Origin of the sequence: Streptomyces sp. NPDC006529 (genome assembly GCF_040611795.1) — a bacterium.
Classification (GTDB): domain Bacteria; phylum Actinomycetota; class Actinomycetes; order Streptomycetales; family Streptomycetaceae; genus Streptomyces.
The window spans coordinates 20,467-47,201 of the sequence record NZ_JBEXPB010000049.1 but is presented as its reverse complement, the minus strand read 5'-3'; the positions used below and the strand labels follow the sequence as shown (position 1 = coordinate 47,201).

Annotated in this window: 26 protein-coding genes; 22 read left to right on the top strand and 4 right to left on the bottom strand. The window is 69.5% G+C overall.

From position 1 onward, the window contains the following. The 4 genes from ABZY31_RS26530 to ABZY31_RS26515 form a co-directional block, all read left to right on the top strand. Nucleotides 1-1,230: vitamin B12 dependent-methionine synthase activation domain-containing protein (locus tag ABZY31_RS26530; protein WP_356414829.1), on the top strand; the 1,230-nt coding region annotated here is incomplete at its 5' end. Nucleotides 1,231-1,342: 112 nt separating this feature from the next. Continuing rightward, on the top strand, nt 1,343-2,044 hold the full coding sequence (locus tag ABZY31_RS26525) for an HAD family phosphatase (protein WP_356414826.1): 702 nt from the start codon (nt 1,343-1,345) through the stop codon (nt 2,042-2,044). A 479-nt stretch (nt 2,045-2,523) separates the two neighbouring features. Further along, nucleotides 2,524-4,128 carry an ABC transporter substrate-binding protein gene (locus tag ABZY31_RS26520; RefSeq protein ID WP_356414823.1) on the top strand — a complete coding sequence of 535 codons (1,605 nt, stop codon included), beginning with the start codon at nt 2,524-2,526 and terminating at the stop codon, nt 4,126-4,128. A gap of 77 nt (nt 4,129-4,205) precedes the next feature. Next, nucleotides 4,206-5,783, top strand: coding sequence for an ABC transporter substrate-binding protein (locus ABZY31_RS26515; RefSeq protein ID WP_356414820.1), 1,578 nt, complete (start codon nt 4,206-4,208; stop codon nt 5,781-5,783). A 57-nt stretch (nt 5,784-5,840) separates the two neighbouring features. Here the strand turns inward: ABZY31_RS26515 and ABZY31_RS26510 are convergent, their stop codons facing one another. Next, a complete protein-coding gene (locus ABZY31_RS26510) occupies nt 5,841-6,512 on the bottom strand; it encodes a response regulator transcription factor (RefSeq protein WP_356414818.1) in 672 nt (223 codons plus the stop codon). 93 nt (nt 6,513-6,605) lie between these two features. After that, nucleotides 6,606-7,478, bottom strand: coding sequence for a PD-(D/E)XK nuclease family protein (locus ABZY31_RS26505; protein ID WP_356414815.1), 873 nt, complete (start codon nt 7,476-7,478; stop codon nt 6,606-6,608). A 167-nt stretch (nt 7,479-7,645) separates the two neighbouring features. Between ABZY31_RS26505 and ABZY31_RS26500 the strand changes: the two genes are divergently transcribed. The 3 genes from ABZY31_RS26500 (at nt 7,646) to ABZY31_RS26490 (ending at nt 10,623) form a co-directional block, all read left to right on the top strand. After that, nucleotides 7,646-8,848, top strand: coding sequence for a site-2 protease family protein (locus ABZY31_RS26500; protein WP_356414813.1), 1,203 nt, complete (start codon nt 7,646-7,648; stop codon nt 8,846-8,848). An 18-nt stretch (nt 8,849-8,866) separates the two neighbouring features. Then, complete coding sequence (locus tag ABZY31_RS26495) at nt 8,867-9,805, top strand: tRNA (adenine-N1)-methyltransferase (RefSeq protein WP_356414810.1); 939 nt, start codon at nt 8,867-8,869, stop codon at nt 9,803-9,805. Between the two features lie 188 nt (nt 9,806-9,993). Further along, nucleotides 9,994-10,623 carry a hypothetical protein gene (locus ABZY31_RS26490; RefSeq protein ID WP_356414808.1) on the top strand — a complete coding sequence of 210 codons (630 nt, stop codon included), beginning with the start codon at nt 9,994-9,996 and terminating at the stop codon, nt 10,621-10,623. A gap of 14 nt (nt 10,624-10,637) precedes the next feature. Here the strand turns inward: ABZY31_RS26490 and ABZY31_RS26485 are convergent, their stop codons facing one another. After that, nucleotides 10,638-10,958 (bottom strand): ferredoxin, encoded by a 321-nt coding sequence (locus tag ABZY31_RS26485; RefSeq protein WP_356414805.1) that lies wholly within the window; start codon nt 10,956-10,958, stop codon nt 10,638-10,640. Between the two features lie 264 nt (nt 10,959-11,222). Here ABZY31_RS26485 and arc point away from each other — a divergent pair, with 264 nt between their 5' ends. From arc to prcA, 5 genes are all read left to right on the top strand, one after another. Next, a complete protein-coding gene (gene arc, locus ABZY31_RS26480; protein WP_356414802.1) occupies nt 11,223-12,989 on the top strand; it encodes a proteasome ATPase in 1,767 nt (588 codons plus the stop codon). 233 nt (nt 12,990-13,222) lie between these two features. After that, nucleotides 13,223-14,734: a depupylase/deamidase Dop gene (gene dop / locus ABZY31_RS26475; protein WP_356414799.1), complete on the top strand. Its 1,512-nt coding sequence runs from the start codon at nt 13,223-13,225 to the stop codon at nt 14,732-14,734. A 188-nt stretch (nt 14,735-14,922) separates the two neighbouring features. Continuing rightward, nucleotides 14,923-15,135: a ubiquitin-like protein Pup gene (locus ABZY31_RS26470; protein WP_330329580.1), complete on the top strand. Its 213-nt coding sequence runs from the start codon at nt 14,923-14,925 to the stop codon at nt 15,133-15,135. Between the two features lie 286 nt (nt 15,136-15,421). Beyond that, on the top strand, nt 15,422-16,261 hold the full coding sequence (prcB, locus tag ABZY31_RS26465) for a proteasome subunit beta (RefSeq protein WP_356414796.1): 840 nt from the start codon (nt 15,422-15,424) through the stop codon (nt 16,259-16,261). A gap of 46 nt (nt 16,262-16,307) precedes the next feature. Then, a complete protein-coding gene (gene prcA / locus ABZY31_RS26460) occupies nt 16,308-17,069 on the top strand; it encodes a proteasome subunit alpha (protein WP_356414793.1) in 762 nt (253 codons plus the stop codon). Nucleotides 17,070-17,136: 67 nt separating this feature from the next. Here prcA and ABZY31_RS26455 read toward each other — a convergent pair whose 3' ends face one another. Then, nucleotides 17,137-18,141 (bottom strand): LacI family DNA-binding transcriptional regulator, encoded by a 1,005-nt coding sequence (locus ABZY31_RS26455; RefSeq protein WP_356414790.1) that lies wholly within the window; start codon nt 18,139-18,141, stop codon nt 17,137-17,139. A gap of 158 nt (nt 18,142-18,299) precedes the next feature. On the opposite strand from ABZY31_RS26455, the gene ABZY31_RS26450 reads away from it, so the two are divergent. From ABZY31_RS26450 to tatC, 10 genes are all read left to right on the top strand, one after another. Further along, nucleotides 18,300-19,610, top strand: a complete 1,311-nt coding sequence (locus ABZY31_RS26450) for an MFS transporter (protein WP_356414787.1) — start codon at nt 18,300-18,302, stop codon at nt 19,608-19,610. A gap of 9 nt (nt 19,611-19,619) precedes the next feature. Further along, entirely contained in the window at nt 19,620-20,981 is a 1,362-nt protein-coding gene (pafA, locus tag ABZY31_RS26445; protein WP_030016332.1) for a Pup--protein ligase, read from the top strand. A 155-nt stretch (nt 20,982-21,136) separates the two neighbouring features. After that, a complete protein-coding gene (locus ABZY31_RS26440; RefSeq protein WP_356414785.1) occupies nt 21,137-22,084 on the top strand; it encodes an FKBP-type peptidyl-prolyl cis-trans isomerase in 948 nt (315 codons plus the stop codon). 56 nt (nt 22,085-22,140) lie between these two features. Then, a complete protein-coding gene (locus ABZY31_RS26435) occupies nt 22,141-22,533 on the top strand; it encodes an FKBP-type peptidyl-prolyl cis-trans isomerase (RefSeq protein WP_356414782.1) in 393 nt (130 codons plus the stop codon). A 173-nt stretch (nt 22,534-22,706) separates the two neighbouring features. Next, on the top strand, nt 22,707-23,663 hold the full coding sequence (locus ABZY31_RS26430; protein WP_356414779.1) for a WYL domain-containing protein: 957 nt from the start codon (nt 22,707-22,709) through the stop codon (nt 23,661-23,663). 17 nt (nt 23,664-23,680) lie between these two features. Then, on the top strand, nt 23,681-24,649 hold the full coding sequence (locus tag ABZY31_RS26425; protein WP_356414778.1) for a WYL domain-containing protein: 969 nt from the start codon (nt 23,681-23,683) through the stop codon (nt 24,647-24,649). A 29-nt stretch (nt 24,650-24,678) separates the two neighbouring features. After that, complete coding sequence (locus ABZY31_RS26420; RefSeq protein WP_356414775.1) at nt 24,679-24,942, top strand: hypothetical protein; 264 nt, start codon at nt 24,679-24,681, stop codon at nt 24,940-24,942. A gap of 141 nt (nt 24,943-25,083) precedes the next feature. Continuing rightward, complete coding sequence (locus ABZY31_RS26415) at nt 25,084-25,281, top strand: hypothetical protein (RefSeq protein WP_356414772.1); 198 nt, start codon at nt 25,084-25,086, stop codon at nt 25,279-25,281. 145 nt (nt 25,282-25,426) lie between these two features. After that, a complete protein-coding gene (gene tatA, locus ABZY31_RS26410) occupies nt 25,427-25,717 on the top strand; it encodes a Sec-independent protein translocase subunit TatA (protein ID WP_356414769.1) in 291 nt (96 codons plus the stop codon). Nucleotides 25,718-25,764: 47 nt separating this feature from the next. Continuing rightward, nucleotides 25,765-26,721, top strand: a complete 957-nt coding sequence (gene tatC, locus ABZY31_RS26405; RefSeq protein ID WP_356414766.1) for a twin-arginine translocase subunit TatC — start codon at nt 25,765-25,767, stop codon at nt 26,719-26,721. The last annotated feature ends 14 nt before the right edge of the window (nt 26,722-26,735 follow it).

Here is a 26,735-nt window from a genome sequence, read left to right as displayed (position 1 = left end):
GGCTACAACGTGGTCAACATCGGGATCAAGCAGCCGGTCTCGGCGATCCTGGAAGCGGCGGTGGAACACCGCGCGGACGTGATCGGCATGTCCGGGCTGCTGGTCAAATCCACGGTGATCATGAAGGAGAACCTCCAGGAACTCAACCAGCGCAAACTGGCCGCCGACTACCCCGTCATCCTCGGCGGCGCCGCCCTCACCCGCGCCTACGTCGAACAAGACCTCCACGAGATCTACGAAGGCGAAGTCCGCTACGCCCGCGACGCCTTCGAAGGCCTGCGCCTCATGGACGCCCTGATCGCGGTGAAGCGCGGCGTCCCGGGCGCCGCCCTGCCCGAGCTGAAGCAGCGCCGCGTCGCCAAGCGCGACACGCCCCTGGTCGTGGAGGAGGAGCCGGACGGCGGCCCGGCCCGCTCCGACGTCTCCGTCACCAATCCGGTGCCGGTCCCGCCGTTCTGGGGGACGCGGGTGGTCAAGGGCATCCCGCTCAAGGACTACGCGTCCTGGCTGGACGAGGGCGCCCTCTTCAAGGGCCAGTGGGGGCTCAAGCAGGCCCGCGCGGGCGGGCCGACGTACGAGGAGCTGGTCGAGAGCGAGGGCCGGCCGCGGCTGCGCGGGCTCCTGGAGAAGCTGCACACCGAGAACCTGCTGGAAGCCGCCGTGGTCTACGGCTACTTCCCGTGCGTGTCCAAGGGCGACGACGTGATCATCCTGGACGAGCAGGGCAACGAGCGGACCCGGTTCACCTTCCCCCGCCAGCGCCGCGGCCGCCGCCTGTGCCTGGCCGACTTCTTCCGCCCCGAGGAATCCGGCGAAACCGACGTCATCGGCCTCCAGGTCGTCACCGTCGGCTCCAAGATCGGCGAGGCCACCGCCAAATTGTTCGCCGCCGACGCCTACCGCGACTACCTCGAACTGCACGGCCTGTCCGTCCAGCTCGCCGAAGCCATGGCCGAGTACTGGCACGCCCGCGTCCGCGCCGAACTCGGCTACGCCGGCGAGGACCCGTCCCGGGTCGAGGACATGTTCGACCTGAAGTACCGCGGCGCCCGCTTCTCACTCGGCTACGGCGCCTGCCCCGACCTGGAGGACCGCGCCAAGATCGCCGACCTCCTCCAGCCGGAGCGCATCGGGGTCCACCTCTCCGAGGAGTTCCAGCTCCACCCCGAACAGTCCACCGACGCCATCGTCATCCACCACCCCGAAGCGAAGTACTTCAACGCACGCTGACGCGGACCGACGTACACTTGTCGGTCCCATACAGGCCGGTCGCCTGTTTCCCCGGGACATACCGGACGGGAGCGGTGACCGGCCTTCTCGTCCCCTCAGAGAGGTGTGCCGGATGACCAGCACCGTTCCCGCGCCCGTCGCCCGTACGGCCGACGGACATGCCCTCCAGGCGGTGCTGCTCGACATGGACGGCACGCTCGTCGACACGGAGGGGTTCTGGTGGGACGTCGAGGTCGACATCTTCGGCGAGCTGGGCCACCGGCTGGACGAGTCCTGGCGCGACATCGTCGTCGGCGGCCCCATGAGCCGCAGCGCCGCCTTCCTGATCCAGTCCACCGGCGCCGACATCGGCCTCGCCGAGCTCTCCGTCCTGCTCAACGAGCGCTTCGAAGCCCGCATCGCCGACGCCGTGCCCATGATGCCCGGCGCCGAGCGGCTGCTCTCCGAGCTCGCCCGGCACAACGTCCCCACCGCCCTCGTGTCCGCCTCGCACCGCCGGGTCATCGACCGGGTCCTGCGCTCGCTGGGCCCCGACCGCTTCGCGGTCAGCATCGCCGGGGACGAGGTGCCCCGCACCAAGCCCCACCCCGACCCCTACCTGATCGCCGCACGGACGCTGGGCGCCCACCCCTCGCGGTGCGCCGTCGTCGAGGACACCGCGACCGGGGTCGCCTCCGCCGAAGCCGCCGGCTGCCGGGTGGTCGCCGTACCGTCCGTGGGCCTCATCCCGGCCGCCCCCGGCCGTACCGTCGTCCGCTCCCTGGAGGACGTGGACCTGACCTTCCTGCGCTCCCTCATCACTTTGATGAACTGACCGCGCACGCTGGGTTTCCGAACGGAATGGGGGTCAGGGGCAGCTCCCACCGCAGACCGTCCGGTACGGAGCCCCGGAGGCCGAAATTCCATCCTTGCCAGGGCAGTTGTCCGGGTGACCTTCGTCACCGGGACGACTGCCCTGCGGCGTCTCCGGAGCCCCCGAGGGCTTCCCATGTGTCCCGATTGATCAGCTCCTGACCGAATCCGCGCGGACATCGGTGTGAGCCGCCGTACTCCCGCCCTCACGGTGCGCGTACACCCCCGCCGCGACCGATTCAAGCCATCCCTTCCAGGCCCACTAATGTCGACGCGGGCACTGCGCCGCACCTCAGCCGCCCCGTGCACACACCCCTGTGCCGGAGTCGCGTGGACCGATCGTCACACCACCGGCCCGATCGTTCCGCCCTGAACGGGCGACGCACGCAGCGCCCTTTTCACCGCTGTGAACAAGTGCCGGGTTGAGGGAGTTTTTCGAGGATGAACCGCAAGACCATGGTGCTGACGGCCGCGGCCGGCCTGCTCACCCCCGCGCTGACCGCCTGCGGCAGCACCAGCGGAACCGGAGCGGGCACAGGAGCGATCGTCGTCGGCACCACCGACCGGTTCGAGGCCGCCGACACGGTGCCCGCCCCGTTCGACCCCGCCTACGCCTACGACGCCGGGACCTGGAACGTACTGCGCCAGACCGTCCAGACCCTGATGCACACCCCGCGCGGCGGCGGACAGCCCGTCCCCGAAGCGGCCTCCGACTGCCGCTTCACCGACGCGGGCAACGAGAGCTACCGCTGCACCCTGCGCACCGGGATGAAGTTCGCCAACGGCGACCCGCTCACCGCCAAGGACGTCAAGTTCTCCATCGAGCGCGTCCTCGCCATCAAGGACGAGAACGGCCCGGTCTCCCTGCTCTCCACCCTCGACACGGTCGAGGCCAAGGGCGCGGACACCGTCGTCTTCCACCTGAAGACCCCGGACGCCACCTTCCCGTACAAGCTGTCGACGCCCGCCGCCGGCATCGTCAACCAGAAGACCTACGACGCCAAGAAGCTCCGCGAGGGCTTCGCCGTCGACGGCTCCGGCCCGTACACGATGAAGGCCGAGGTCAAGGACAACCACCTCGTCCGCGCCGTCTTCAGCAAGAACCCGAACTACAAGGGCGACATCAAACCGCAGAACGACAAGGTCGAACTGCGCACCTTCACGGACTCCGCCGCCATGGGCAAGGCCCTCACCGACGGCTCCATCCACATGGTCTCGCGCACCCTGTCGCCCGACCAGATCCAGGACTTCGCCGCCAAGCCGCCCAAGGGCGTCAAGCTCGTCCCGCTTCCCGGCCTCGAAATCCGCTACATCGGCTTCAACACCGAGGCCCCGGTCGTCAAGGACAAGGCCGTGCGCCAGGCGCTCGCCGCCGCCGTCGACCGCAGCGCCCTCATCTCCAAGGTCTACGGCAAGTCAGCGCAGCCGCTCTACTCCCTGGTCCCCACCACGGTCAACGGCCACGTCAACTCCTTCTTCAACAAGTACGGCGAGGCCAACACCGCCAAGGCCGCGAGCCTGCTGAAGGAAGCCGGCATCAAGACCCCGGTCAAGCTCACCCTGAACTACACCAACGACCACTACGGCGACGGCACCGCCGCCGAGTTCGCGGCCCTCAAGGCCCAGCTGAACTCCACGCAGCTCTTCGACGTCACCGTCCAGGGCAGCGACTGGGCCGCCTTCCGCCCCGCGCAGAAGAAGGGCGACTTCGCCGCCTTCGGCCTCGGCTGGTTCCCCGACTACTCCGACGCCGACAACTTCCTCGCCCCGTTCCTGGAGCAGGACAACTTCCTGGGCACGCCGTACGCCAACACCACGGTGCGCTCCAAGCTCATCCCCGAATCGCGCCGCGCCGTCGACCGCAGCGTCGCCGCCCCCGCGATCGCGGAGATGCAGGACATCGTCGCCGACGACGTCCCCGTCCTGCCCCTGTGGCAGGGCAAGCAGTACGTCGCCGCACGCGACGGCATCACCGGTGTGGAGTGGTCGGTCAACTCCATCTCCGACCTCCAGCTCTGGGAACTCGGCCGCGGCGTCAGCGGCTGAGCACCACGGCGACCGCCGGCCCGCGGCACCCGCGGGCCGGCGCCCACAAGACGGTTCGACTGTGAAGGACGTTCGTGATGAGACGTAACCAGTGGCTGACCGCCCCGCTCGGGGCGGTCACCGCCGCCGCGCTGCTCAGCGGTTGCGGCGCACAGGACGGCGGCGCCGCCGGCAACGGCAAGGGCGTCGTCATGGGCATGTCCGCGGACGTGCGCTCGACGGACCCCGCGTCCGGCTACGACCCCGGCTCCTGGCTCCTCTTCAACAACGTCTTCCAGTCGCTGCTCGCCTTCCCCAAGGGCGGCACCACCCCCGAACCGGACGCCGCCCGCTCCTGCGCGTTCGAGGGCAGCGACAGCAAGGTGTACAAGTGCACCCTGCGCGACGGGCTGAAGTTCAGCAACGGCGACAGCCTCACCTCCCAGGACGTCAAGTACTCCTTCGAGCGCACGCTGAAGATCAACGACGCCAACGGCCCCGCCGTCATGTTCGCCTCGGTCACCCGCATCGACACCCCCGACGACAAGACCGTCGTCTTCCACCTCAAGGCACCCGACGCGACTTTCCCCAGCAAGATCGCCTCGGGCGCGGGCTCCATCGTCGACCACCGCGAGTACCCGGCCGACAAGCTCCGCACCGACGGCAAGGCCGTCGGCTCCGGCGTCTACACGCTGGACTCCTTCACCACCAAGAGCGCCGCCTTCTCCGTCAACGGCGCCTACACCGGCACGGCCAAGGCCAAGAACACCGGCATCACGATGAAGTTCTTCCACGAGGACGAGGGCGCCCTCAAGACCGCCCTCGAAGCGGGCGACGTCGACTTCGCCTTCCGCGGCCTCGCCGCCAAGGACATCGCCGGCATGGCCGCCAAGACCGGCGACCAGAAGGTCCTGATCGTCCAGGGCGCCGGCGCCGAAGTCGAACACCTCGTCTTCAACATGAACGACCCCGTCGTCGGCAAGCTCCCCGTCCGCAAGGCCATCGCCTACCTCGTCGACCGCGAGGCCCTCGTCAAGAGCGTCTACGACGGCACCGCCACCCCGCTCTACTCGATCGTCCCCGCCGGCATCGGCGGCCACAGCACGCCGTTCTTCGACCGCTACGGCGGGAGCCCCCAGCCCGAGAAGGCCAGGGCCCTCCTCAAGGCCGCCGGCTACAAGGACAAGATCAAGCTCACCCTCTGGTCCACCCCGTCCCGCTACGGGCCCTCCACCGACCAGCAGTTCCAGGCCATAGCCAAGCAGCTCAACACCAGCGGCCTCTTCGACGCCGAGGTCAAGTCCGTCGAATTCGCCCAGTACGAGAAGGACATCCAGGCCGGCAAGTACGGCGTCTACGTCAAGGGCTGGGTCCCCGACTACCCCGACGCCGACAACTTCACGCAGCCCTTCTTCGGCCCCGACAACGTCCTCGGCAACAACTACGACAACAAGGAGATCACCGGGGCCATCATCCCGGCGACCTCCGCCAAGGCCGACCGCACCGCCACCACCGCCGACTTCACCCGCCTCCAGGACATCGTCGCCGACGAAGTGCCCATCCTCCCGCTCTGGCAGGGCAAGCAGTACGCGGTCGCCCGCCCCGACATCGCCGGCCTCCAGTGGTCCCTGGACGCCTCCACCGTCTTCCGCTTCTGGGAGATCAGCAAGGGCTGACCCGCCCAGGGCCGACCCGCCCCCACCCCAGCCGCCCGGCCGCCCCGCCTCAGGGAGTCACTGCGCTCCCGGGCGGACCAGGCCGCTCTCGTACGCGTACACCGCGGCCTGGACCCGGTCCCGCAGCCCCAGCTTCGTCAGCACATGACCCACATGCGTCTTCACCGTGGTCTCGCTCACGAACAGGTCCGCCGCGATCTCCGCGTTCGACAACCCCCGCGACACCAGCTTCAACACCTCCACCTCACGCTCGGTCAGCGTCCCCAGCGTGTTCGGCACGGCCGCCTCACCCGACGGCAGGTGCCCCGCGTACTTGTCCAGCAACCGCCGCGTGATGCTCGGCGCCAGCATCGCCTCGCCCGCCGCCACCACCCGGATCGCCTGCACCAGCTCCACCGCCGGCGCGTCCTTCAACAAGAACCCACTGGCCCCCGCGCGCAGCGCCTCCACCACGTACTCGTCCAGATCGAACGTGGTCAGCACCAGAACCTTCGCCGGACCGTCCCGCCCCGGACCCGTGATCTGCCGCGTCGCCTCCACCCCGTCCATCCGCGGCATCCGGATGTCCATCAGCACCACATCCGGCTGCAGCGCCCGGACCTGGTCGATCGCCTGCAGACCGTCCCCGGCCTCACCCACGACCACCAGATCCCCCTCGGCCTCCAGAATCATCCGGAAGCCGGTGCGCAGCAGGGGCTGGTCGTCGACCAGCAGGACGCGGATCGCCACAGGGTCTCCTTCGAAATAGGTCGGTCGGCAGGACGGCCCCGGACAACCGCGGCGGCCCGCCAGGACCCGGCCCATTCTGCCCTGACCCACCGCTCACGCCTGCGGCGCCCGCTCCACCTCCGCCCGCGGGGTGATGACCAGCGGATACACCGGGGGAGTACCACCGAACTCCGGACACACCGCCTGGTGATCACACCACCCGCACAGCTTCGTCGGCCGCGGGCGCCAGTCACCCGTCTCCGTCGCCTCCCGGATCGCCTCCCACAGCGCCAGCAGCTTGCGCTCCATCCGCTCCAGGTCCTCCACCACCGGGTCGTACGTGATCACATCACCACTGCCCAGATACACCAGCTGCAGCCGCCGCGGCACCACCCGCTTCAACCGCCACACCACCAGCGCGTAGAACTTCATCTGGAACAGCGCGCCCTCCGCGTACTCCGGCCGCGGCGCCTTCCCCGTCTTGTAGTCGACGATCCGCACCTCACCCGACGGCGCCACGTCCACCCGGTCGATGATCCCGCGCAGCCGCAGCCCCGAATCCAGCTCCGTCTCCACGAAGAACTCCCGCTCCACCGGCTCCAGCCGCGTCGGATCCTCCAACGTGAACCACCGGTCCACCAAAGACTCCGCCTCCGTCAGCCAGCCCGCCAGGGCCTCGCCCCCGTCATCCCCCGGAAACAGCTCCGTCAGCTCCGGCCGCGCCTCCACCAACCGCTCCCACTGCCCCGGAATCAACGCCTTCGCCCGCGGCGCCGTCCGCTCCACCGCCGGATGATCGAAAAGCCGCTCCAGCACCGCGTGCACCAGCGTCCCCCGCGTCGCCGCCGCACTCGGCTTCTCCGGCAACTTGTCGATCACCCGGAACCGGTACAGCAACGGACACCGCATGAAATCGCTCGCCCGCGAAGGGGAGAGCGAAGAAGGCCGCGCTGCTTCGGCCGGACCACTACCGGGGCTCGTCGTCATACCGAAACCCTACGACCCGCCGCCGACAGCACCGGCATACCATCGACGCCGACCCCCCTCGCACTGCATGATCGGAGCACCACACCGCGCCACCGCGCCCCCCACCCACCAGGCCGGACCGCACGGACAGCACCACACGGACAGCACCGACCGACCGAAGGACACCCGTGGCAGACACCGACGAAAACGGCGAGCACACAGGCCGCCGTTCCGGACCTGGCGGCGGAATCCTCATGGGACGCCCCTTCGGCGTACCCGTCTACGTCTCGCCCAGCTGGTTCCTCGTCGCCGCCCTCATCACCTGGATCTTCGGCAACCAGCTCGAACGCGTCCTGCCCGACCTCGGACCCGCCCGCTACCTCGTCGCCCTCTTCTTCGCCGTCGCCTTCTACGCCTCCGTCCTCGTCCACGAACTCGCCCACACCATCGCCGCCCTCCGCTTCAAACTCCCCGTCCGCCGCATCCAGCTCCAGTTCTTCGGCGGCGTCTCCGAAATCGAAAAGGAATCCGAGAGCCCCGCCCGCGAATTCGTCCTCGCCTTCGTCGGCCCCCTCCTCTCCCTCCTCCTCGCCGGAGCCTTCTACCTCGGCATGAAAGCCGTCGACCCCCCCACCGTCCCCGGCGTCCTCCTCGCCGGCCTCATGATCTCCAACCTCCTCGTCGCCGCGTTCAACCTGCTCCCCGGCCTTCCCCTCGACGGCGGCCGCATGCTCCGCGCCGTCATCTGGGGCCTCACCAAAAACCCCATGACCGGCACCATCACCGCCGCCTGGGTCGGCCGCGCCATCGCCGTCGCCGTCCTCTTCGGCCTCCCCCTCCTCACCGGCACCGGAATCATCAGCGGCGCCGGCACCCAGGACCTCGGCGGCATGGACACCGTCATGAACGCCCTCCTCGCCGCGATCCTCGCCGGCATCATGTGGACCGGCGCCGGAAACAGCCTCCGCATGGCCCGCCTGCGCCAGCACCTCCCCGAACTGCGCGCCCGCACCCTCACCCGACGCGCCATCCCCGTCGAATCCGCCACCCCCCTCTCCGAAGCACTGCGCCGCGCCAACGACGCCGGAGCCCGCGCCCTCGTCGTCGTCGACGGCCACGGCGACCCCACCGCCCTCGTCCGCGAAGCCGCCATCGCCTCCGTACCCGAACACCGCCGCCCCTGGGTCGCCGTCAGCACCCTCGCCCAAGACCTCACCGACGGCATGAAGGTCTCCGCCGAACTCGCCGGCGAAGACCTCCTCGACCGCCTCCGCGCCCATCCCGCCAGCGAATACCTCGTCCTCGAACCCGGCGGCCGGATCTACGGCGTCCTGTCCACCCTCGACGTCGAAAAGGCCTTCGTGAAGGCCATGGCACGCCCCCACCCATAGAGCCAATACACTGGTCACATGTCCGAACCGACCGGTGCCGCCCGCCGACGCGGGCCCTTCAAGGTCGGGGACCAGGTACAGCTCACCGACCCCAAGGGCCGCCACTACACGTTCACGCTCGAAGCCGGGAAGAATTTCCACACCCACAAGGGTTCCTTCCCGCACGACGAGCTGATCGGTGCTCCCGAGGGCAGCGTTGTCCGCACCACGGGCAACGTCGCCTACCTCGCGCTGCGCCCCCTGCTCCCCGACTACGTCCTGTCCATGCCCCGCGGCGCCGCCGTGGTCTACCCCAAGGACGCCGGCCAGATCCTGGCCTTCGCCGACATCTTCCCCGGCGCCCGCGTCGTCGAAGCCGGTGTCGGCTCCGGATCGCTGAGCAGCTTCCTGCTCCGCGCGATCGGCGACCAGGGCATGCTCCACAGCTACGAACGACGCCCGGACTTCGCCGAGATCGCCACCGCGAACGTGGAACGCTACTTCGGCGGCCCCCACCCCGCATGGCAGCTCACCGTCGGCGACCTCCAGGACAACCTGTCCGACACCGACGTCGACCGCGTGATCCTCGACATGCTCGCCCCCTGGGAATGCCTGGAGGCCGTCTCCAAGGCACTCGTCCCCGGCGGCATCCTCTGCTGCTACGTGGCCACCACCACCCAGCTCTCGCGCACCGTCGAATCCATCCGCGAGTTCGGCTGCTACGCCGAACCGCAGCCCTGGGAATCGATGATCCGCAACTGGCACGTCGAAGGCCTCGCCGTCCGCCCCGACCACCGCATGATCGGCCACACCGGCTTCCTCGTCACCGCCCGGCGCCTCGCCGACGGCGTCGAAGCACCCCTGCGCCGCCGCCGCCCCTCCAAGGGCGCCTACGGTGAGGACTACGACGGCCCCGGCAGCCGCTCCGCCGAACGCACCGCCGAGACCGAGCGCACCGCGCCAACCGACCGCGGCTGACCCACCCGCCGCACGGCCCGCACAACGCACCGGCGCCGGTGCGCAGTTCCCCGCTCACCGCGGGAACCGCGCACCGGCGCCTCTTCGTTGGACCACCACGGGCACCACCACGCACAACCACCACACAGGACCCCCGCGCAGCGCCACGACGGACCCGCCCGTTCCACCCCCGTGTGAGGTGTGGCACGATGCTGGCTCCCCGTCAGCGCCGCCCTCAGGAGACGCCCCGCGTGCCGCACACCCCCGCCGCCCCGGACCAGGCCCACACCGACGCCCGACCGGTGCACTGGATGGCCACCGCGGTGGCGCTGGCCGTCGTCATCGGCGCCGCCGCCCTCCTCCAGCCCGGCCCCGCCGCCGCCTCCGCCCCGCAGAACGCCGCCGCCGGACCCGCGGCCACCCCCGCCACCGCACCCGACCCGGCCGCCGTCGTCTTCCCGCTCGACTGCCACGGCGTACCCCAGCGCGTCATCGCCACCGCCCAGGGCGACCTCGACGGCGACGACCGCCCCGAAACCGTCGCCGCCGTCCGCTGCGAAGCCGGCTCCGGCACCCCGCCCCACGCCCTCTACGTCCTTACTGCGGCCCCGGCCGCCGACACGCCTCCCAGAGTCGTCGCCACCCTGCTCGCCCCCGGCGACCGCAAGACCGTCACCGACCTCGCCCTGCGTGACCACACCGTCACCGCGACCCTGCGCGGGTACTCCTCACCCCGGGTACCGGGCTACGCACCCGACGTGAAGCAGCAGTCCAAGTGGCGCTGGACCGGCGGAAAATTCAGCCAGGAGCTTACGGACCCGGACCCGAAACGGGTTTGATTCCGCAACCCCCGCTATTGCGCGTCGGGACCGTAGACCTCGACCCTGTCCGAAACCCGGCGCACGTGGATGCAGTCCCCCGGACATTCCTTGGCCGAATCGACCACGTCCCGCAACAGCGGCAGCGGAACCGGAGTAGTCGCCCCCGCCTCCTGCAACAGCTCGTCGTCCCCGCTCTTCACATACGCCAGACCATCGATGTCCAGCTCGAAGACCTCCGGTGCGTACTGCACACAGATCCCGTCCCCGGTGCAGAGGTCCTGGTCGATCCAGACCTCCAGCAGCTCCCCGCCCTCGCCGGCACCGCCCGTCTGAGCCTCGTGCTGCACGGTCATATCTCCTGCCGTTCCCTGTCTTCGGTGATCCACTCCGGTCACAAGTCGCAGCAAGTCGCGCGAGCCCTGACGGGTGTTGAACAGTTCGACCTTACAACCGGCTGCTTTCCGATGTTGAAGGGTGGGTATTTCCTTGGCGTGAGGGAGTACGCAAGGGTGAAGATCGGACACACCCCTACCGTCTTTGTGATCTAGGGGTTTCAATCACCACCAGCCCAGGTAGGGTCAGGAAGCGTCCAGCTCCCCTTGGAGGAGGTGAGGACCGTGGCAGCCCACGACGATGACATCACCCGCGGCATCCGGCCGGGGCGAGGGTCCGATGACCCCGCCGGTCAGGTTGCCTATCTCGAGCAGGAAATCGCCGTCCTGCGACGTAAGCTCGCCGACTCTCCGCGACACACGAGGATTCTCGAAGAGCGGATCGTCGAGCTCCAGACAAATCTGGCCGGTGTGTCCGCACAGAACGAGCGGCTCGCCAATACGCTCCGTGAGGCCCGCGACCAGATCGTGGCCCTCAAGGAAGAAGTCGACCGGCTCGCACAGCCCCCCGCCGGCTTCGGAGTCTTCCTCCAGTCGAACGACGACGGCACGGTCGACATCTTCACGGGGGGCCGCAAGCTCCGCGTGAACGTCAGCCCCAGCGTCGAACCCGAGGACCTCAGGCGTGGCCAGGAGGTCATGCTCAACGAAGCCCTCAACGTGGTCGAGGCCATGGCATTCGAACGGGCCGGGGACATCGTCACCCTCAAGGAGATCCTCGAGGACGGCGAGCGCGCCCTGGTGGTCGGGCACACCGACGAGGAAAGGGTGGTGAGGCTCGCCGAGCCGCTCCTGGACATCATCATCCGACCCGGCGACGCCCTCCTGCTCGAACCCAGGTCCGGCTACGTCTACGAAGTGGTGCCCAAGAGCGAGGTCGAGGAACTCGTCCTCGAAGAGGTCCCGGACATCGACTACGAGAAGATCGGCGGCCTGGGCGACCAGATCGAGCTGATCCGCGACGCCGTCGAGCTCCCGTACCTCCACCCCGACCTCTTCAAGGAACACGAACTGCGCCCGCCCAAGGGCATCCTCCTCTACGGCCCCCCCGGCTGCGGAAAGACGCTGATCGCCAAGGCGGTCGCCAATTCCCTGGCCAAGAAGGTCGCCGAGGTCACCGGCCAGCCCGCGGGGAAGTCCTACTTCCTCAACATCAAGGGCCCCGAGCTCCTCAACAAGTACGTCGGCGAGACCGAGCGGCACATCCGCCTCGTCTTCCAGCGTGCCCGGGAGAAGGCGAGCGAGGGCACCCCCGTCATCGTCTTCTTCGACGAGATGGAATCCCTCTTCCGCACCCGCGGATCCGGAGTCAGCTCGGACGTGGAGAACACCATCGTCCCCCAGCTGCTCGCCGAGATCGACGGCGTGGAAGGCCTGGAGAACGTCATCGTCATCGGCGCCTCCAACCGCGAGGACATGATCGACCCGGCCATCCTGCGGCCCGGCCGTCTCGACGTGAAGATCAAGATCGAGCGCCCGGACGCGGAAGCCGCGAAGGACATCTTCGCCAAGTACCTCAAGGCCAGCCTGCCCCTGCACACGGACGACCTGTCCGAACACCAGGGCTCCCCGGCCGTCACCGTCCACAGCATGATCCAGACCGTCGTCGAGCAGATGTACGCCGAGTCCGAGGAGAACCGCTTCCTCGAGGTCACGTACGCCAACGGCGACAAGGAAGTCCTCTACTTCAAGGACTTCAACTCGGGCGCGATGATCCAGAACATCGTGGACCGTGCGAAGAAGATGGCCATCAAGGCCTTCCTCGAGCACAACCAGAAGGGCCTTCGCGTCTCCCACCTCCTCCAGGCGTGCGTGGACGAGTTCAAGGAGAACGAGGACCTGCCCAACACCACCAACCCCGACGACTGGGCCCGCATCTCCGGCAAGAAGGGCGAGCGGATCGTCTTCATCCGCACGCTCGTCACCGGAAAGCAGGGCGCGGACACCGGACGCTCCATCGACACGGTGGCCAACACCGGCCAGTACCTCTGACACAGCGGGGCGGCTGCGGGTCCCCCCACCGGGGCACCCGCAGCCGACTGCTTTTCGGCCGCGGCCGGCCAAGCCGATGATTGAAATGATCTCCCCACCAGCGCGGAGCCGCTCTAGGCTCTTCCGTACCGCCGCATCCGCAGTGCGGGGACGGGCACCGCACACGCACCGGAGCACCAGCGGTACTTGAGCGCCGCTTCCGATCGGAAGCGCCGCCGGGCAAGGAGGGCCGCATGACCGTACGGCGAGTAATGGGGATCGAGACGGAGTACGGGATCTCCGTCCCCGGTCACCCGAACGCCAATGCCATGCTCACCTCGTCCCAGATCGTCAACGCCTACGCGGCGGCGATGCACCGGGCGCGACGCGCCCGCTGGGACTTCGAGGAGGAGAACCCGCTGCGGGACGCCCGCGGCTTCGACCTCGCCCGCGAGGCCGCCGACAACAGCCAGCTCACCGACGAGGACATCGGCCTCGCCAACGTCATCCTCACCAACGGCGCGCGCCTCTACGTCGACCACGCACACCCCGAATACAGCTCGCCGGAGATCACCAACCCGCGCGACGCCGTCCTCTGGGACAAGGCCGGCGAACGGATCATGGCCGAGGCCGCCGAACGGGCCGCCCAGCTGCCCGGCGCCCAGCCGATCCACCTCTACAAGAACAACACCGACAACAAGGGCGCCTCCTACGGCACGCACGAGAACTACCTGATGAAGCGGGAGACCCCCTTCTCGGACATCGTGCGCCACCTGACGCCCTTCTTCGTCTCCCGCCAGGTCGTCACCGGCGCCGGCCGCGTCGGCATCGGCCAGGACGGCCGCGAACACGGCTTCCAGATCAGCCAGCGCGCGGACTACTTCGAGGTCGAGGTCGGCCTGGAGACCACCCTCAAGCGCCCCATCATCAACACCCGTGACGAGCCGCACTCGGACGCGGAGAAGTACCGCCGCCTCCACGTGATCATCGGCGACGCCAACCTCTCCGAGATCTCCACCTACCTCAAGCTCGGCACCACCGCCCTCGTCCTCTCCATGATCGAGGACGGCTTCATCAGCGTCGACCTGGCCGTGGACCAGCCGGTGCGCACCCTGCACCAGGTCTCCCACGACCCCGACCTGCACCAGCTGATCACCCTGCGCAGCGGGCGCACGCTGACCGCCGTACAGCTTCAGATGGAGTACTTCGAGCTGGCCCGGAAGTACGTCGACGAGCGGTTCGGCTCCGACGCGGACGACCAGACCAAGGACGTGCTGGCCCGCTGGGAGGACGTGCTGGGGCGGCTGGAGACCGATCCGATGAGCCTGGCGGGGGAGCTGGACTGGATCGCCAAACGGGAGATCCTGGAGGGCTACCGCAGGCGCGACGGACTCGACTGGGACGCGGCGCGGCTCGGGCTGGTGGACCTCCAGTACTCGGACGTCCGCCCCGACAAGGGCCTCTACAACCGCCTGGTGGCCCGCGGCAAGATCAAGCGGCTGCTGGACGAGCCGGCCGTCGAACGGGCTGAGACCAAGCCCCCCGAGGACACCCGGGCCTACTTCCGCGGCCGCTGCCTGGAGCAGTACGCCGACGACGTGGCCGCGGCCTCGTGGGACTCCGTGATCTTCGACCTCCCGGGCCACGACTCGCTCCAGCGCGTCCCCACGCTGGAGCCGCTGCGGGGCACCCGGGCCCACGTGAAGGAACTCCTGGACCGCTGCCGCACGGCGGAGGACCTGGTCCGGGTCCTTTCGGGGCGCTGAAGGGGCCTGAAAGGCCCCCGGTCCGGGAATCATGAGAAGACCGGACGTTATGCCGGAGCTTTTCCGACAACTGCGGGGACGAATGTCGGACCCTCCTTGTAGGGTCCGACGTAGGGTCTGATCTTGAGGGATCCCGAATTCCCGGGTCTCTCGACGTGAGCGTGCGAACCGAGCGGGGTGAGGTAGACATGGCGACCAAGGACACCGGCGGCGGACAGCAGAAGGCGACGCGCTCGACCGAGGAGGTCGAGGAGACGACCGCCGAGGCGAGTTCGGACGTCCAGGAACGGCACGAGAAGCTCTCGGACGACGTCGACTCGGTACTTGACGAGATTGACGATGTCCTTGAGGAGAATGCTGAGGATTTCGTGAGGTCATTCGTGCAAAAAGGTGGCCAATAAGGCCATCCGGCCTTCGGATCGAAGCCATGGACGGTGCGGGCCAAAGGGTCCGTACCGCCCGGCCGCACATGGCAGCCCCAGTGCGAGGAGAGCGTCCGCACGGCGAATTCACCGACCGGGCGGGATGTCACGGCTCTGCCGAGAGAGTCCGGCGGAGCAGGTGGATGACGATCATCGGACGGGTAGGGTCCGAGGCGAACGCTGCTTCGGCCCCACGTAGGAACGGGCAGCTCAAGGATCGGCCGGACGTCATACGGCGTGCAGCCGCTTACGTGGAAGGAAACCTGTGGAACCCAACACTCGTAGCACAGGGCGTCTACCGGCAGCCTTCCTGACGCCGGGGTCGTCGTCCTTCATGGACTTCCTGGGCGCGCACTCGCCCGAGATGCTGCCGGGCAACCGCAAGCTGCCCGAGGGTGTCGTCGAGGCGCCGCACGGGACGACCATCGTGGCCACGACCTTCCCCGGCGGGGTCGTGCTCGCCGGTGACCGGCGGGCGACCATGGGGAACATGATCGCCCAGCGGGACATCGAGAAGGTGTTCCCGGCCGACGAGTACTCCGCGGTGGGCATCGCGGGTACGGCGGGTCTGGCCGTGGAGATGGTCAAGCTGTTCCAGCTGGAGCTGGAGCACTTCGAGAAGGTGGAGGGGACGACCCTTTCGCTGGAGGGCAAGGCGAACCGGCTCTCGACCATGATCCGGAGCAATCTGGGCATGGCGATGCAGGGGCTGGCCGTGGTGCCGCTCTTCGCCGGGTACGACGAGGCCAAGGAGAAGGGCCGGATCTTCTCCTACGACGTGACGGGCGGCCGCTCCGAGGAGCACGGTTACGCCGCCACCGGGTCGGGTTCGATCTTCGCCCGGGGGTCGATGAAGAAGCTCTACCGGCCCGACCTGACGGAGGAGCAGGCCACCACGCTGGTCGTGCAGGCGCTGTACGACGCCGCCGACGACGATTCGGCGACCGGTGGGCCGGACCTGTACCGCCACATCTATCCGATCGTCACGGTCATCACGGACGAGGGATTCCGCAGGCTGACGGACGAGCAGTCGCAGGAGCTCGCCCGCAAGGTCACCAACCGTCGGCTGGAGCAGCCCGACGGTCCGCGCGCCGCCCTGCTCTGACCATTCGCCGCCCCTCAGGAGCCCAGAAGAAAGGGACGGACAGCCGGTGTCGACTCCGTTCTATGTGTCACCCCAGCAGGCCATGGCCGACCGGGCGGAATACGCCCGCAAGGGCATCGCACGCGGCCGCAGCCTCGTCGTGCTGCAGTACGCCGACGGCATTGTGTTCGTCGGCGAGAACCCGTCCCGTGCGCTGCACAAGTTCAGCGAGATCTACGACCGGATCGGTTTCGCGGCCGCCGGCAAGTACAACGAGTACGAGAACCTGCGGATCGGTGGTGTGCGGTACGCGGATCTGCGCGGGTACACCTACGACCGTGACGATGTGACGGCCCGTGGGCTGGCGAACGTGTACGCGCAGACGCTGGGCACGATCTTCTCCAGTGCGGGTGAGAAGCCGTACGAGGTGGAGCTGGTGGTGGCCGAGGTCGGTGCGACCGCGGCCGGGGACCAGATCTACCGGCTGCCGCACGACGGGTCGATCGTGGACGAGCACGGTTCGGTCGCGGTCGGTGGCAATGCCGAGCAGATCAGTACGTTCCTGGATCAGCGGCACCAGGACGGGATGACGCTGTCCGAGGCGTTGAAGCTGGCGGTGCAGGCGCTGTCGAGTCAGGCGAACGGTGCGGACAAGGCGATTCCGGCGGAGCGGCTGGAGGTCGCGGTGCTGGACCGGACGCGGGATCAGCAGCGCAAGTTCAAGCGGATCCGGGGTCGTCAGCTGTCGCGTCTGCTGGAGGCGGACGTGCCGGCGGCGGCGCAGGCGGATGCCGTGTCGAACGATGAGGAGCCCGAGGACGCCGAGTAGGCGTCGCGGTCGTTTTGCCGGGTGCCCCGGTCGGTCTCTGTGGAGGCGGGCCGGGGCACCGGTGCGTTCAGGGGGCGGTGCGCGGCGGGGGCGCGGTGGAGTCGCGTACGACGAGTTGGACGGGGAGGTCGGGGGCGGTCCAGGGGGTGCCGTCGAGGACGGCGAGGAGGGCGGTCATGCCGTGTTCGCCGACGCGTTCGGCGGGGAGGGCGACGGTGGTGAGTTCGGGTTCGACGGCGGTGGCGAGGGCGAGGTCGTCGAAGCCGGTGACGGAGAGGTCGTCGGGGACGCGCAGGCCGAGGCGTCGGGCGGCTTTGCAGGCGCCGGCGGCGAGGATGTCGTCGTCGCAGATGATGGCGGTGGGCCGGTCGCCGGGGGTGCTGAGGGCGGCTTCCACGGCCTGTCTGGCGGCGTGGACGCTGAGGGCGGACCGGGTGGTGCGCAGGTCGGTGCGGGGGCCCAGGAGGCGGTTCAGGGCGGTGGCGCGGACGTGGAAGGTCCAGGAGTCGACGGCGGAGGCGAGGTGGAGGTAGCGCTGGTGGCCGAGGTGCTGGAGGTGTTCGGTGACTTGGCGCATGCCGTCGGCGATGGCGAGGTTGACGTGGGCGGCGGCGCGGTCGGCGGTGGGGTCGCTGTCGAGCATGACGAGGGGGAGGCGGTCGCCGCCGATGGCTTCGAGGGCGTGGGTGGCCATGGAGGAGGCGATGATGCCATCGAGGGCGGCTCGGGCTGAGGGGAAGGGGTCGCGGGCGGGTCCGGTGCCGTCGGGGGAGGGGTAGAGGACGACGCCGAAGCCGTGTTCGGCGGCGACGCGGGCGGCGCCGGTGTAGACGCGGGCGAAGAATTCGTTGGTGAGGGCGGGGACGACGAGGAGGGCGGTGCGGGTGCTGCCGAGGCGGAGGTTGCGGGCGGCGAGGTTGGGGCGGTAGCCGAGGTGTGCGGCGCTTTCGCGGACGTGGGCGGCGGTGCGTTCGGAGACGCGGCCGCGCCATTTGTCGGCGAGGACGAGGGAGACGGTGGCCTGGGAGACCCCGGCGGCGTGGGCGACGTCGCGGCTGGTGGGTCTCGTCACAGGGGGCTCCTGGGTGGGGCTGTGGCCGGGGGGCGGGGGGTTGTGGGGCGGCCGCGGGCGGGGTGGGTGGGGTGGACCGGGGTGGTGGGGCCATGGTACGTATGACGCGTCAGGTTATACGTATTACCCCGGCTGGTTCCGGGCGGAAAGGGGCGGTCATGGCCGCGGGATACGCGGAGCTGCTCAGGACCCGGCACGCGACGAGGCTGCTCGTGGGCACCCTGATAGGCCGGCTGCCCAACGGCACCGCCCCGATCGCCATCGTCCTGTTCACGCGGGCGGAGGGCGGCAGCTACAGCCTGGCGGGGGCGCTGGCGGCGGTGTACGGGGTGGCGAACGCGGTGGGGCAGCCGTTGCTGGGGCGGGCCGTGGACCTCTTCGGGCAGCCGCGGATCCAGTTGCCCGCGGCGCTGGTGTCGGCGCTGGGCATGGTGTGGCTGGCTCTGGCGGGGACGGGGTCGGTGTTCTCGGCGTATGCCGCCGTGGTGGTGGCGGGTCTCTTCACGCCGCCGCTGGAGGGCGGGCTGCGGGCGCTGTGGCCGGGGGTGCTGGGCGGCAAGGAGGAGCGGGTGCACGCCGCGTACGCCATGGACGCGGTGGCGCAGGAGGTCATGTTCACGGTGGGTCCGCTGCTGGTGACCCTGTTCGTGGCCCTGTGGGATCCGGCGGTGGCGCTGCTGGTGATCAATGGGATCGGGGTGCTGGGTGCGCTGTCGGTGGTGGTGAGCGAGCCGTCGCGGGCGTGGCGTTCGGCGCCGCGGGAGGCGCACTGGCTGGGGGCGCTGCGTTCGCGGGGGCTGCTGGCGCTGTTGGGGGCGTTCTTCTTCGTGGGGACGGCGCTCGGTTCGATCACGGTGGCGGGGGTGGCGTATGCCGACGGGCACGGTGGGCAGGCGGTGTACGGCTGGTTGATGGCCGCGCTGGGGCTGGGGGCGCTGGTGGGCGGGGTGGCCTATGGTGCGCGGCACTGGCCGGGTGCGCCGGAGCGGCGGCTGCGGGTGCTGGTGGCGTTGCTGGCGGTGTGTTATCTGCCGTTGATGCTGGTGCCGGGTCCGGTGGCGATGACGGCGTTGGCGGCGTTGGCGGGGGTGTTCCTGGCGCCGGCGATCGCGTGTGCGTTCATCGTGGTGGACCGGCATGCTCCGGCGGGGACGGTGACGGAGGCGTTCTCGTGGCTGGTGACGTTCTTCGGGGTGGGTGCGGCGATCGGTACGGCGGTGGCGGGTCCGGTGGTGGAGCTGGGGGGTACGGCGTCGGGTTTCGCGGTGGCGAGCGTGGCGGGTGCGGCGGCGCTGTTGGTGCTGACGGGTACTCAGCGGGTGCTGGCGGCGCGCGCGGCGGGTGCGGTGGGATCTGCGTCGGACGGGGTCTCGGACGGGGCGTCGGGCGGGGGTCCGGACGGGGACCCGGATGAAAATGATCGGAACGGCGCTCTCGAACCCGGTTTCAGAACACAGCAGAAGGCGTAATGTTCAGTCATGGACCGCCGCATTTTCGGGCTGGAGAACGAGTACGGCGTCACGTGCACGTTCAGGGGACAGCGCCGACTGTCACCTGACGAAGTGGCGCGCTACCTCTTCCGCCGTGTCGTCTCATGGGGCCGCAGCAGCAATGTCTTCCTGCGGAACGGCGCCCGCCTGTACCTCGATGTGGGTTCGCATCCGGAATATGCAACTCCCGAATGCGACAACGTGACCGAACTGGTCACCCACGACAAGGCCGGCGAGCGCATTCTGGAAGGTCTGCTCGTCGACGCAGAACGCCGCTTGCACGAGGAGGGAATCGCGGGCGACGTCTACCTGTTCAAGAACAACACCGACTCGGCGGGCAATTCGTACGGCTGCCACGAGAACTACCTGGTGGCGCGGCACGGTGAATTCTCCCGCCTGGCGGACATCCTCATTCCGTTCCTCGTCACGCGCCAGCTGATCTGCGGTGCGGGCAAGGTGCTGCAGACGCCGCGGGGCGCGGTCTACTGCGTGAGCCAGCGGGCCGAGCACATCTGGGAGGGCGTCAGTTCCGCGACGACCCGTTCGCGGCCGATCATCAACACCAGGGACGAGCCGCACGCGGACGCGGAGCGCTACCGGCGTCTGCACGTCATCGTGGGCGACTCGAACATGTCCGAGACGACCATGCTGCTGAAGGTCGGCGCGACCGATCTGGTGCTGCGCATGATCGAGGCGGGCACGGTGATGCGGGACCTGACCCTGGAGAACCCGATCCGGGCGATCCGTGAGGTCAGCCACGACATCACGGGGCAGCGCAAGGTGCGTCTGGCGAGCGGCCGGGAGGCCTCGGCGCTGGAGATCCAGCGGGAGTACTACGACAAGGCCGTGGACTTCGCCGAGCGCCGGGGGATCCGTACGGGGGTCGTCGACCAGGTGCTGGAGCTGTGGGGCCGGACGCTGGACGCGATCGACGCGGAGGATCTGGACCGGATCGGCACGGAGATCGATTGGGTCATGAAGTACCAGCTGATCGAGCGGTACCGGGCCAAGCACAACATGACGATGTCGAATCCGCGGGTCGCGCAGATAGACCTCGCCTATCACGACATCCACCGGCGGCGGGGTCTGTACTACCTGCTGGAGCGCAAGGGGCAGGCGGCGCGGATCTGCAACGACCTGAAGATCTTCGAGGGCAAGTCGGTGCCCCCGCAGACCACGCGGGCGCGGCTGCGCGGTGACTTCATCCGTCGGGCGCAGGAGCAGCGGCGGGACTTCACGGTGGACTGGGTGCACCTGAAGCTGAACGACCAGGCGCAGCGCACGGTGTTGTGCAAGGACCCGTTCCGGTCAGTGGACGACCGGGTGGAGAAGCTGATCGCCGGCATGTAGGTGCCGGTGGCGCGTTCCGGGGCCGCTTGCGGGTGGTCCCGGGGCGGGATCTTGTCGTGTCACATCTCACGGGCCCCGTACGTCTCTCGTACGGGGCCCGGTGCACGCCTTAGAGTTGGCGGCGACCGATGTGCCGTCTGAGATCTGAGGAACACGTGCGCCGAATTGCCGGCCTGCTTGTCGTCCCCCTCCTGCTGCTGTCGACAGCGGCCTGTGGTGGCGGTGACGACAAGGGCTCCGACTCCGCCCAGTCGAAGAACGGGGTGCCCGCGATCACGAAGGGCGCCAAGTTCGGCGAGGAACCCACCATCGCGAAGGGCAAGGGCGATCCGCCCAAGGACCTGAAGGTGGAGGTGCTCAGCGAGGGCAAGGGCCCGGCGCTGAAGAAGGGTGACGCGGCCCAGGTGAACTACCTGGGTCAGGTCTGGGACGCTTCCGAGCCGTTCGACAAGAGCTTCGGCCGCCCGGCGCCCTTCGATCTGAACATCGGTGCGGGCATGGTCATCAAGGGCTGGGACCAGGGCCTGGAGGGCAAGAAGGTCGGCAGCCGTGTCGAGCTGGTGATCCCGCCGGAGCTGGGCTACGGCGCGCAGGGGTCGGGCGACAAGATCAAGCCCAACGCCACGCTGGTCTTCGTCGTGGACATCGTCAAGGGGACCACCATCCCGGCGTCGGCCACGGGCAAGGAGATCCCGCAGGACGGCAAGGACCTGCCGAAGATCGGTACGAACACCGACGGCAAGGAGGTGTCGGTCACGATTCCCAAGGACGTGACCCCGCCGGCCAAGCTGGTCTCGCAGTACGTGCTGGAGGGTGACGGCGCGGTCGTGAAGGACAGCGACAGCGTGGCGGTCCGGTTCAACGGCAAGACGTGGAAGGACGACAAGACCTTCGAAAGCACGTACACCACCGGGACGTCGGTGACGTGGCCGATGGCCCAGATGTCGGTGAAGGGCCTCAAGGACGGCATCGTCGGCAAGAAGGTCGGCAGCCGTCTCCTGCTGGTGATCCCGCCTGCCGAGGGTTTCGGTGAGAAGGAGCAGGGCACCATCCCGGCGAACTCGACGCTGGTCTTCAGTCTCGACATCGTCGCCGTGATGTAAGACTTGTCCGGTTGTCCCCCCGGCTCCCGCCGGGAGGTACCCCCTTGTTCGTACGTATGAGGAGCAGTTCCGTGAGCGACAAGCTCGAGAAGCCCGAGATCGATTTCCCCGGCGGCGAAGTCCCCACCGACCTCGTGATCGAGGACATCTGGCTGGGCGACGGGGCGGAGGCCAAGGCGGGCTCCAACATCAAGGTCCACTACGTGGGTGTCGCGTTCTCCACGGGCGAGGAGTTCGACGCCTCGTGGAACCGCGGTGAGCCGCTCCCGTTCACCCTCGGTGTCGGTCAGGTCATCAAGGGCTGGGACCAGGGCGTGCAGGGCATGAAGGTCGGCGGCCGTCGCAAGCTGACGATCCCGGCCCACCTGGCCTACGGTGACCGCGGCGCGGGCCGGGCGATCAAGCCGGGCGAGACGCTGATCTTCGTGTGCGACCTGATGGCCGCCTGATCCACGCTCTGTTCACCCGGAGGGCCCCCGCCGTACGGCGGGGGCCCTCCGTGCGTGTCGGCGGGGCCGGGCGGGCCCTGTCCGCGGCGCCGCCCTCACTTTTGCCGAGGGGCCGCAGGGCGGTACGGTCAACGGTCACGAGTGTGTCGTGGGAGATCGGGGGAAGGGCGTCGATGGCGATTGCCAAGGCCGAGCGGCTGATGAACCTGGCGCTGTGTCTGCTGGGGACGCGCCGGCCGCTCAGCAAGCGCGAGTTGCGCGGGTCCATCGAGGCCTATCTGGAGGCCGGCAACGACGAGTCCTTCAACCGGATGTTCGAGCGGGACAAGGACGATCTGCGCGAGCTGGGGCTGGTCATCGAGACCGTCGAGAGCCTCGACGGGGACATCGGCTACCTGGCGCGGCGGGACAGCAACCGGCTGCCGGCGGTGTCGCTGGACGCCGAGGAGGCCGCGGCGCTGGGGCTGGCGGCGAAGGTGTGGCAGCAGGCCCGGCTGGCGGGGGCGGCCAGTGGCGCGCTGCAGAAGCTGCGCGCCGGGGGCATGCCGGAGGCGGGGGATCCGTACGACGGCCAGCACAGTGCCATCGAGCCGCGCATCCCGGTCCACGAGGCGGCGTTCGAGCCGCTGATGCTGGCGTGCCGGGACCGGCGGCCGGTGGTCTTCGACTACCGCAACTCCAACGCGGCGCGTCCGGCGACGCGTCAGGTGGAGCCGTGGGCGCTGGAGTGCTGGCGCGGGCACTGGTACCTCGCCGGTTTCGACCGGGACCGCGGTGCGGAGCGGGTGTTCCGGCTGTCGCGGATCACCGGCAAGGTGCGGTCGCGGGCGGGGCGGTACACGGCTCCGGTGCCGGACGTGGTGACGGTGCGGGAGACGGTGGCGGGCTGGGCCGGGGACACCGCGGACCGGTCGGCGCTGATCCGGCTGCGGGCGGGTGCGGGTTATCCGCTGCGGGCGCGGGCGACGGCCGTGCGCGAGGGCGCCGACGGCTGGGACGAGCTGGAGATCCCGTACGGTCACGGGCTGGACGCGTGGCTCGTGGAGTTCGGGCCGGACGTGGTGGTGGTGGAGCCCGCGGATCTGCGGGCCGATGTGGTGGACCGGCTGCGCGCCGTGGCCAAGGGCTAGGGGGGACACGTACCAGCATGGCTGCCAATGCCATTGACCAGACGCGACGGATGCTGTCGCTGGTGACCTATCTGCGCGAGCGTCCGGGGGCGCACGTCGCCGATGTCGCGCGGGCCTTCGGGATCACGGAGGACGAGCTGATCTCGGACCTCGACGTGCTGCCCATGTGCGGGACGAGCTTCCGCGGCGGGGACCTGCTGGACATCGACACCGACGGGGAGCGCATTTGGTGGCGCAACCCCGACGCGTCGGGGGAGTCCACGGCGGAGCCGCTGCGGCTGGCCGCGGACGAGGCGACGGCGCTGCTGGTGGCCGCGCGCGCGGTCGCCACGCTGCCGGGGCTGCGCGAGAGCGACCGGGACGCTCTGCTGCGGGCGACCGCGAAGCTGGAGGCCGCGGCGGGCGAGGCGGCCGGAGCCAGCTCGCGGCTGTCGGTGACCTTCGAATCGGAGGGCGGGGTCTTCGCGGACGTCGACCGGGCGATCGCCGAGCGGCGCCGGGTGTGGCTGCGGTACTACTCGCCGGCCCGGGACGAGCTGACCGAGCGCACCGTGGATCCGATCCGGCTGTTCGCGGTGGGGCACACGTACATGGAGGGGTGGTGCCACCTCTCCGAGGCGCGGCGCACCTTCCGGCTGGACCGGGTGGCCGAGATCCGGCTGCTGGACGAGCGGGCGGAGCCGCCGGCGATCGAGCCGCGGGACCTGTCGGTGGGCCTCGTGCAGCCCGCGGCGGGGGATCCGGAGGTCGTCATCGAAGTGGGGCCCGGCGGCCGCTGGGTCGCCGAGTACTACCCGCACGACAGTGCCGAGGAGCTGGCGGACGGCGGGCTGCGGATCACGCTGCGCACGCCGGATCCGGCGTCGCTGCGCCGGCTGGGGCTGCGGCTGGGCGGGGACGGCCGGATCGTGTCGCCGGCCGGGCTGGCGGACAGTGCGCGCCGGGCGGCGCGCGAGGCGCTGGCGGGGTACGGAGAAGAGGTCTGAGGACCGCGACCGAGGGGGATCGCCGCACGATGTCAGTCACCTCCACGCCCGGCGCGGCCGTGCCGTCGGCGCCGGGAGCCGGCGCGGTCAGTTTCAAGGCGGCCTGTCCGGACTGCCGGGGCCGCTTCGAGCTGACCGCGGGTGCGCTGCGCCTGGCCATCGGGGCCAGCCGTCGCACCACCTTCTACTCCTTCACCTGCCCGGAGTGCGGGGCGGCGGTGCGCAAGCACGCGGGGGAGCGGATCATCGAGCTGCTGACGGGTGGCGGCGTGAGCACCCTGCGCAGCGTGTAAGGGCCCGGGCGATCGCTGCGGGCCCGGGCTGCGGTCCCGCGGGCGGCGGGTGCGCTGGAAGGTCACTGGACCGCCCCTGGTGCGGACGGGCCGCCGCGCCCTGGCGGCGTCCGGGTGCGGGGCACGCGCTAGGCTCGCTCCATGCTGTGGCCGATGCTCGCAATTGCCCTGGGGTTCCTCGGGGTCGCCGTCCTCGCCGTCCTCGCCGTGCGCGTGTTCGTCGAGGTCCGCAGGCTTTCCGGACAGGTCGCCGAGGCCAGTCGCAAGATCGCCGACGCGTCGGGCGAGCTGGAGCGCGCGACCGCGGATCTGGCCCGTGCGGGCCGCACGGGGTACTAGGCGCCCGCAATCACGGGGGCCCCGGGGGATTGCCGGGCGTTTACCCCTGGGGGTTACGATCCTTGTCAGAGCGGTATCCGATTTGCTGTCCCGGTCCGCCGCCTCCTTACGACCAGCCGCTTCGGTGAGAAGGAAGTCAGACGTTATGGGCAATCTGAAGCCTCTTGAGATCCTCCTGATCATCGCTGTGATCTTCCTGCTGTTCGGGGCGAAGAAGCTCCCGGACATGGCCCGCTCGCTGGGCAAGTCCGCCCGCATCCTCAAGAGCGAGGCCAAGGCGATGAAGAAGGACGGCGAGGCCGAGGACGCCGCGGCGGCTGCGGCCGCGCCCGCGGACCAGGCCCCGCAGACGGCTCCGCGGACCATCCAGGCCGCTCCGGGTGACGTCACCAGCGCGCGTCCGGTCAGCGAGCCGAACCGCTCCACCCAGGCCTGACCCCTACGGGTCGCGTCACTCATCTGCAACGAGCCAAGGGACCTGGGTTGCTCAAGTCTGCCCGAAAGCAGGAGAAGAGGGAGAAGGACGCCGAAGGGCGGATGCCTCTCATCGAGCACCTGCGTGAGCTGAGAAACCGCCTGGTGAAGGCGGTCGTGGCGATCCTGGTGATCACCATCGTGGCGGCCTTCTACTACAAGAACCTGATCGACTTCATGCTGAAGCCGATGCTGGATTCGGTCGGCTGCAGCAACGGAGTGGTCTCGCAGCGCAACGGCCGGCCCTGCGCGGACATGACCGTCAACGGTCTCATCGCGCCGTTCTCGATCGCCTTGAAGGTCTCGCTCACCGCGGGCGTGGTGCTCTCCGCCCCGGTCTGGCTCTACCAGCTGTGGGCCTTCGTCGCGCCGGGCCTGCACAACCACGAGAAGCGGTACGCGATCGGCTTCGTCGCGCTCGGCGCGCCGCTCTTCGGCACCGGCGCGGTGCTCGCGTACAAGATCCTTCCGCAGACCGCCCAGATCCTGCTGGAGTTCACGCCCGACAACGCGCGCAACCTGCTGCCCGTCGACGACTACCTCGACCTGGTCACGCGCATGGTCGTCGTCTTCGGCCTGGCCTTCGAGCTGCCGCTGCTGCTGATCCTGCTGAACGTCACCGGTGTGCTCACGGCCCGGCGCCTGGCGAGCTGGTGGCGGATCATGGTGCTCGGCATCACGGTCTTCGCGGCCTTCGCGACGCCCACTGGTGACCCCCTGACGATGATGTCGCTCGCGGCGCCGATCATCGCGCTGTACTTCATCGCGCTCGGCGTCTGCATGCTGAACGACCGCAGGCGCAGGCACAACAACCCCGACGCCGGTCTCGACGACGACGAGGCCTCCGCGCTGGACCTGACCCCGGCGCCCGTCGGGGAGATCGAGCCGGTCGCGGCGCCCGGCGCGCTGCCCGGCCAGGACGACGGCGGACGCCGGCGGATCAACGGTTACGACGACGCCACCTGACGGGTACCGTCCGC

Excerpts from the sequence above, each read along its gene's own strand:
- ABZY31_RS26525 (WP_356414826.1), top strand. The coding sequence starts at position 1,343 with ATGACCAGCACCGTTCCCGCGCCCGTCGCCCGTACGGCCGACGGACAT.
- ABZY31_RS26520 (WP_356414823.1), top strand. The coding sequence starts at position 2,524 with ATGAACCGCAAGACCATGGTGCTGACGGCCGCGGCCGGCCTGCTCACC.
- ABZY31_RS26515 (WP_356414820.1), top strand. The coding sequence starts at position 4,206 with ATGAGACGTAACCAGTGGCTGACCGCCCCGCTCGGGGCGGTCACCGCC.
- ABZY31_RS26505 (WP_356414815.1), bottom strand. The coding sequence starts at position 7,478 with ATGACGACGAGCCCCGGTAGTGGTCCGGCCGAAGCAGCGCGGCCTTCT.
- ABZY31_RS26495 (WP_356414810.1), top strand. The coding sequence starts at position 8,867 with ATGTCCGAACCGACCGGTGCCGCCCGCCGACGCGGGCCCTTCAAGGTC.
- ABZY31_RS26490 (WP_356414808.1), top strand. The coding sequence starts at position 9,994 with ATGCTGGCTCCCCGTCAGCGCCGCCCTCAGGAGACGCCCCGCGTGCCG.
- ABZY31_RS26485 (WP_356414805.1), bottom strand. The coding sequence starts at position 10,958 with ATGACCGTGCAGCACGAGGCTCAGACGGGCGGTGCCGGCGAGGGCGGG.
- dop (WP_356414799.1), top strand. The coding sequence starts at position 13,223 with ATGACCGTACGGCGAGTAATGGGGATCGAGACGGAGTACGGGATCTCC.
- ABZY31_RS26470 (WP_330329580.1), top strand. The coding sequence starts at position 14,923 with ATGGCGACCAAGGACACCGGCGGCGGACAGCAGAAGGCGACGCGCTCG.
- ABZY31_RS26450 (WP_356414787.1), top strand. The coding sequence starts at position 18,300 with ATGGCCGCGGGATACGCGGAGCTGCTCAGGACCCGGCACGCGACGAGG.
- pafA (WP_030016332.1), top strand. The coding sequence starts at position 19,620 with ATGGACCGCCGCATTTTCGGGCTGGAGAACGAGTACGGCGTCACGTGC.
- ABZY31_RS26435 (WP_356414782.1), top strand. The coding sequence starts at position 22,141 with ATGAGGAGCAGTTCCGTGAGCGACAAGCTCGAGAAGCCCGAGATCGAT.
- ABZY31_RS26430 (WP_356414779.1), top strand. The coding sequence starts at position 22,707 with ATGGCGATTGCCAAGGCCGAGCGGCTGATGAACCTGGCGCTGTGTCTG.
- ABZY31_RS26425 (WP_356414778.1), top strand. The coding sequence starts at position 23,681 with ATGGCTGCCAATGCCATTGACCAGACGCGACGGATGCTGTCGCTGGTG.
- ABZY31_RS26420 (WP_356414775.1), top strand. The coding sequence starts at position 24,679 with ATGTCAGTCACCTCCACGCCCGGCGCGGCCGTGCCGTCGGCGCCGGGA.
- ABZY31_RS26415 (WP_356414772.1), top strand. The coding sequence starts at position 25,084 with ATGCTGTGGCCGATGCTCGCAATTGCCCTGGGGTTCCTCGGGGTCGCC.
- tatA (WP_356414769.1), top strand. The coding sequence starts at position 25,427 with ATGGGCAATCTGAAGCCTCTTGAGATCCTCCTGATCATCGCTGTGATC.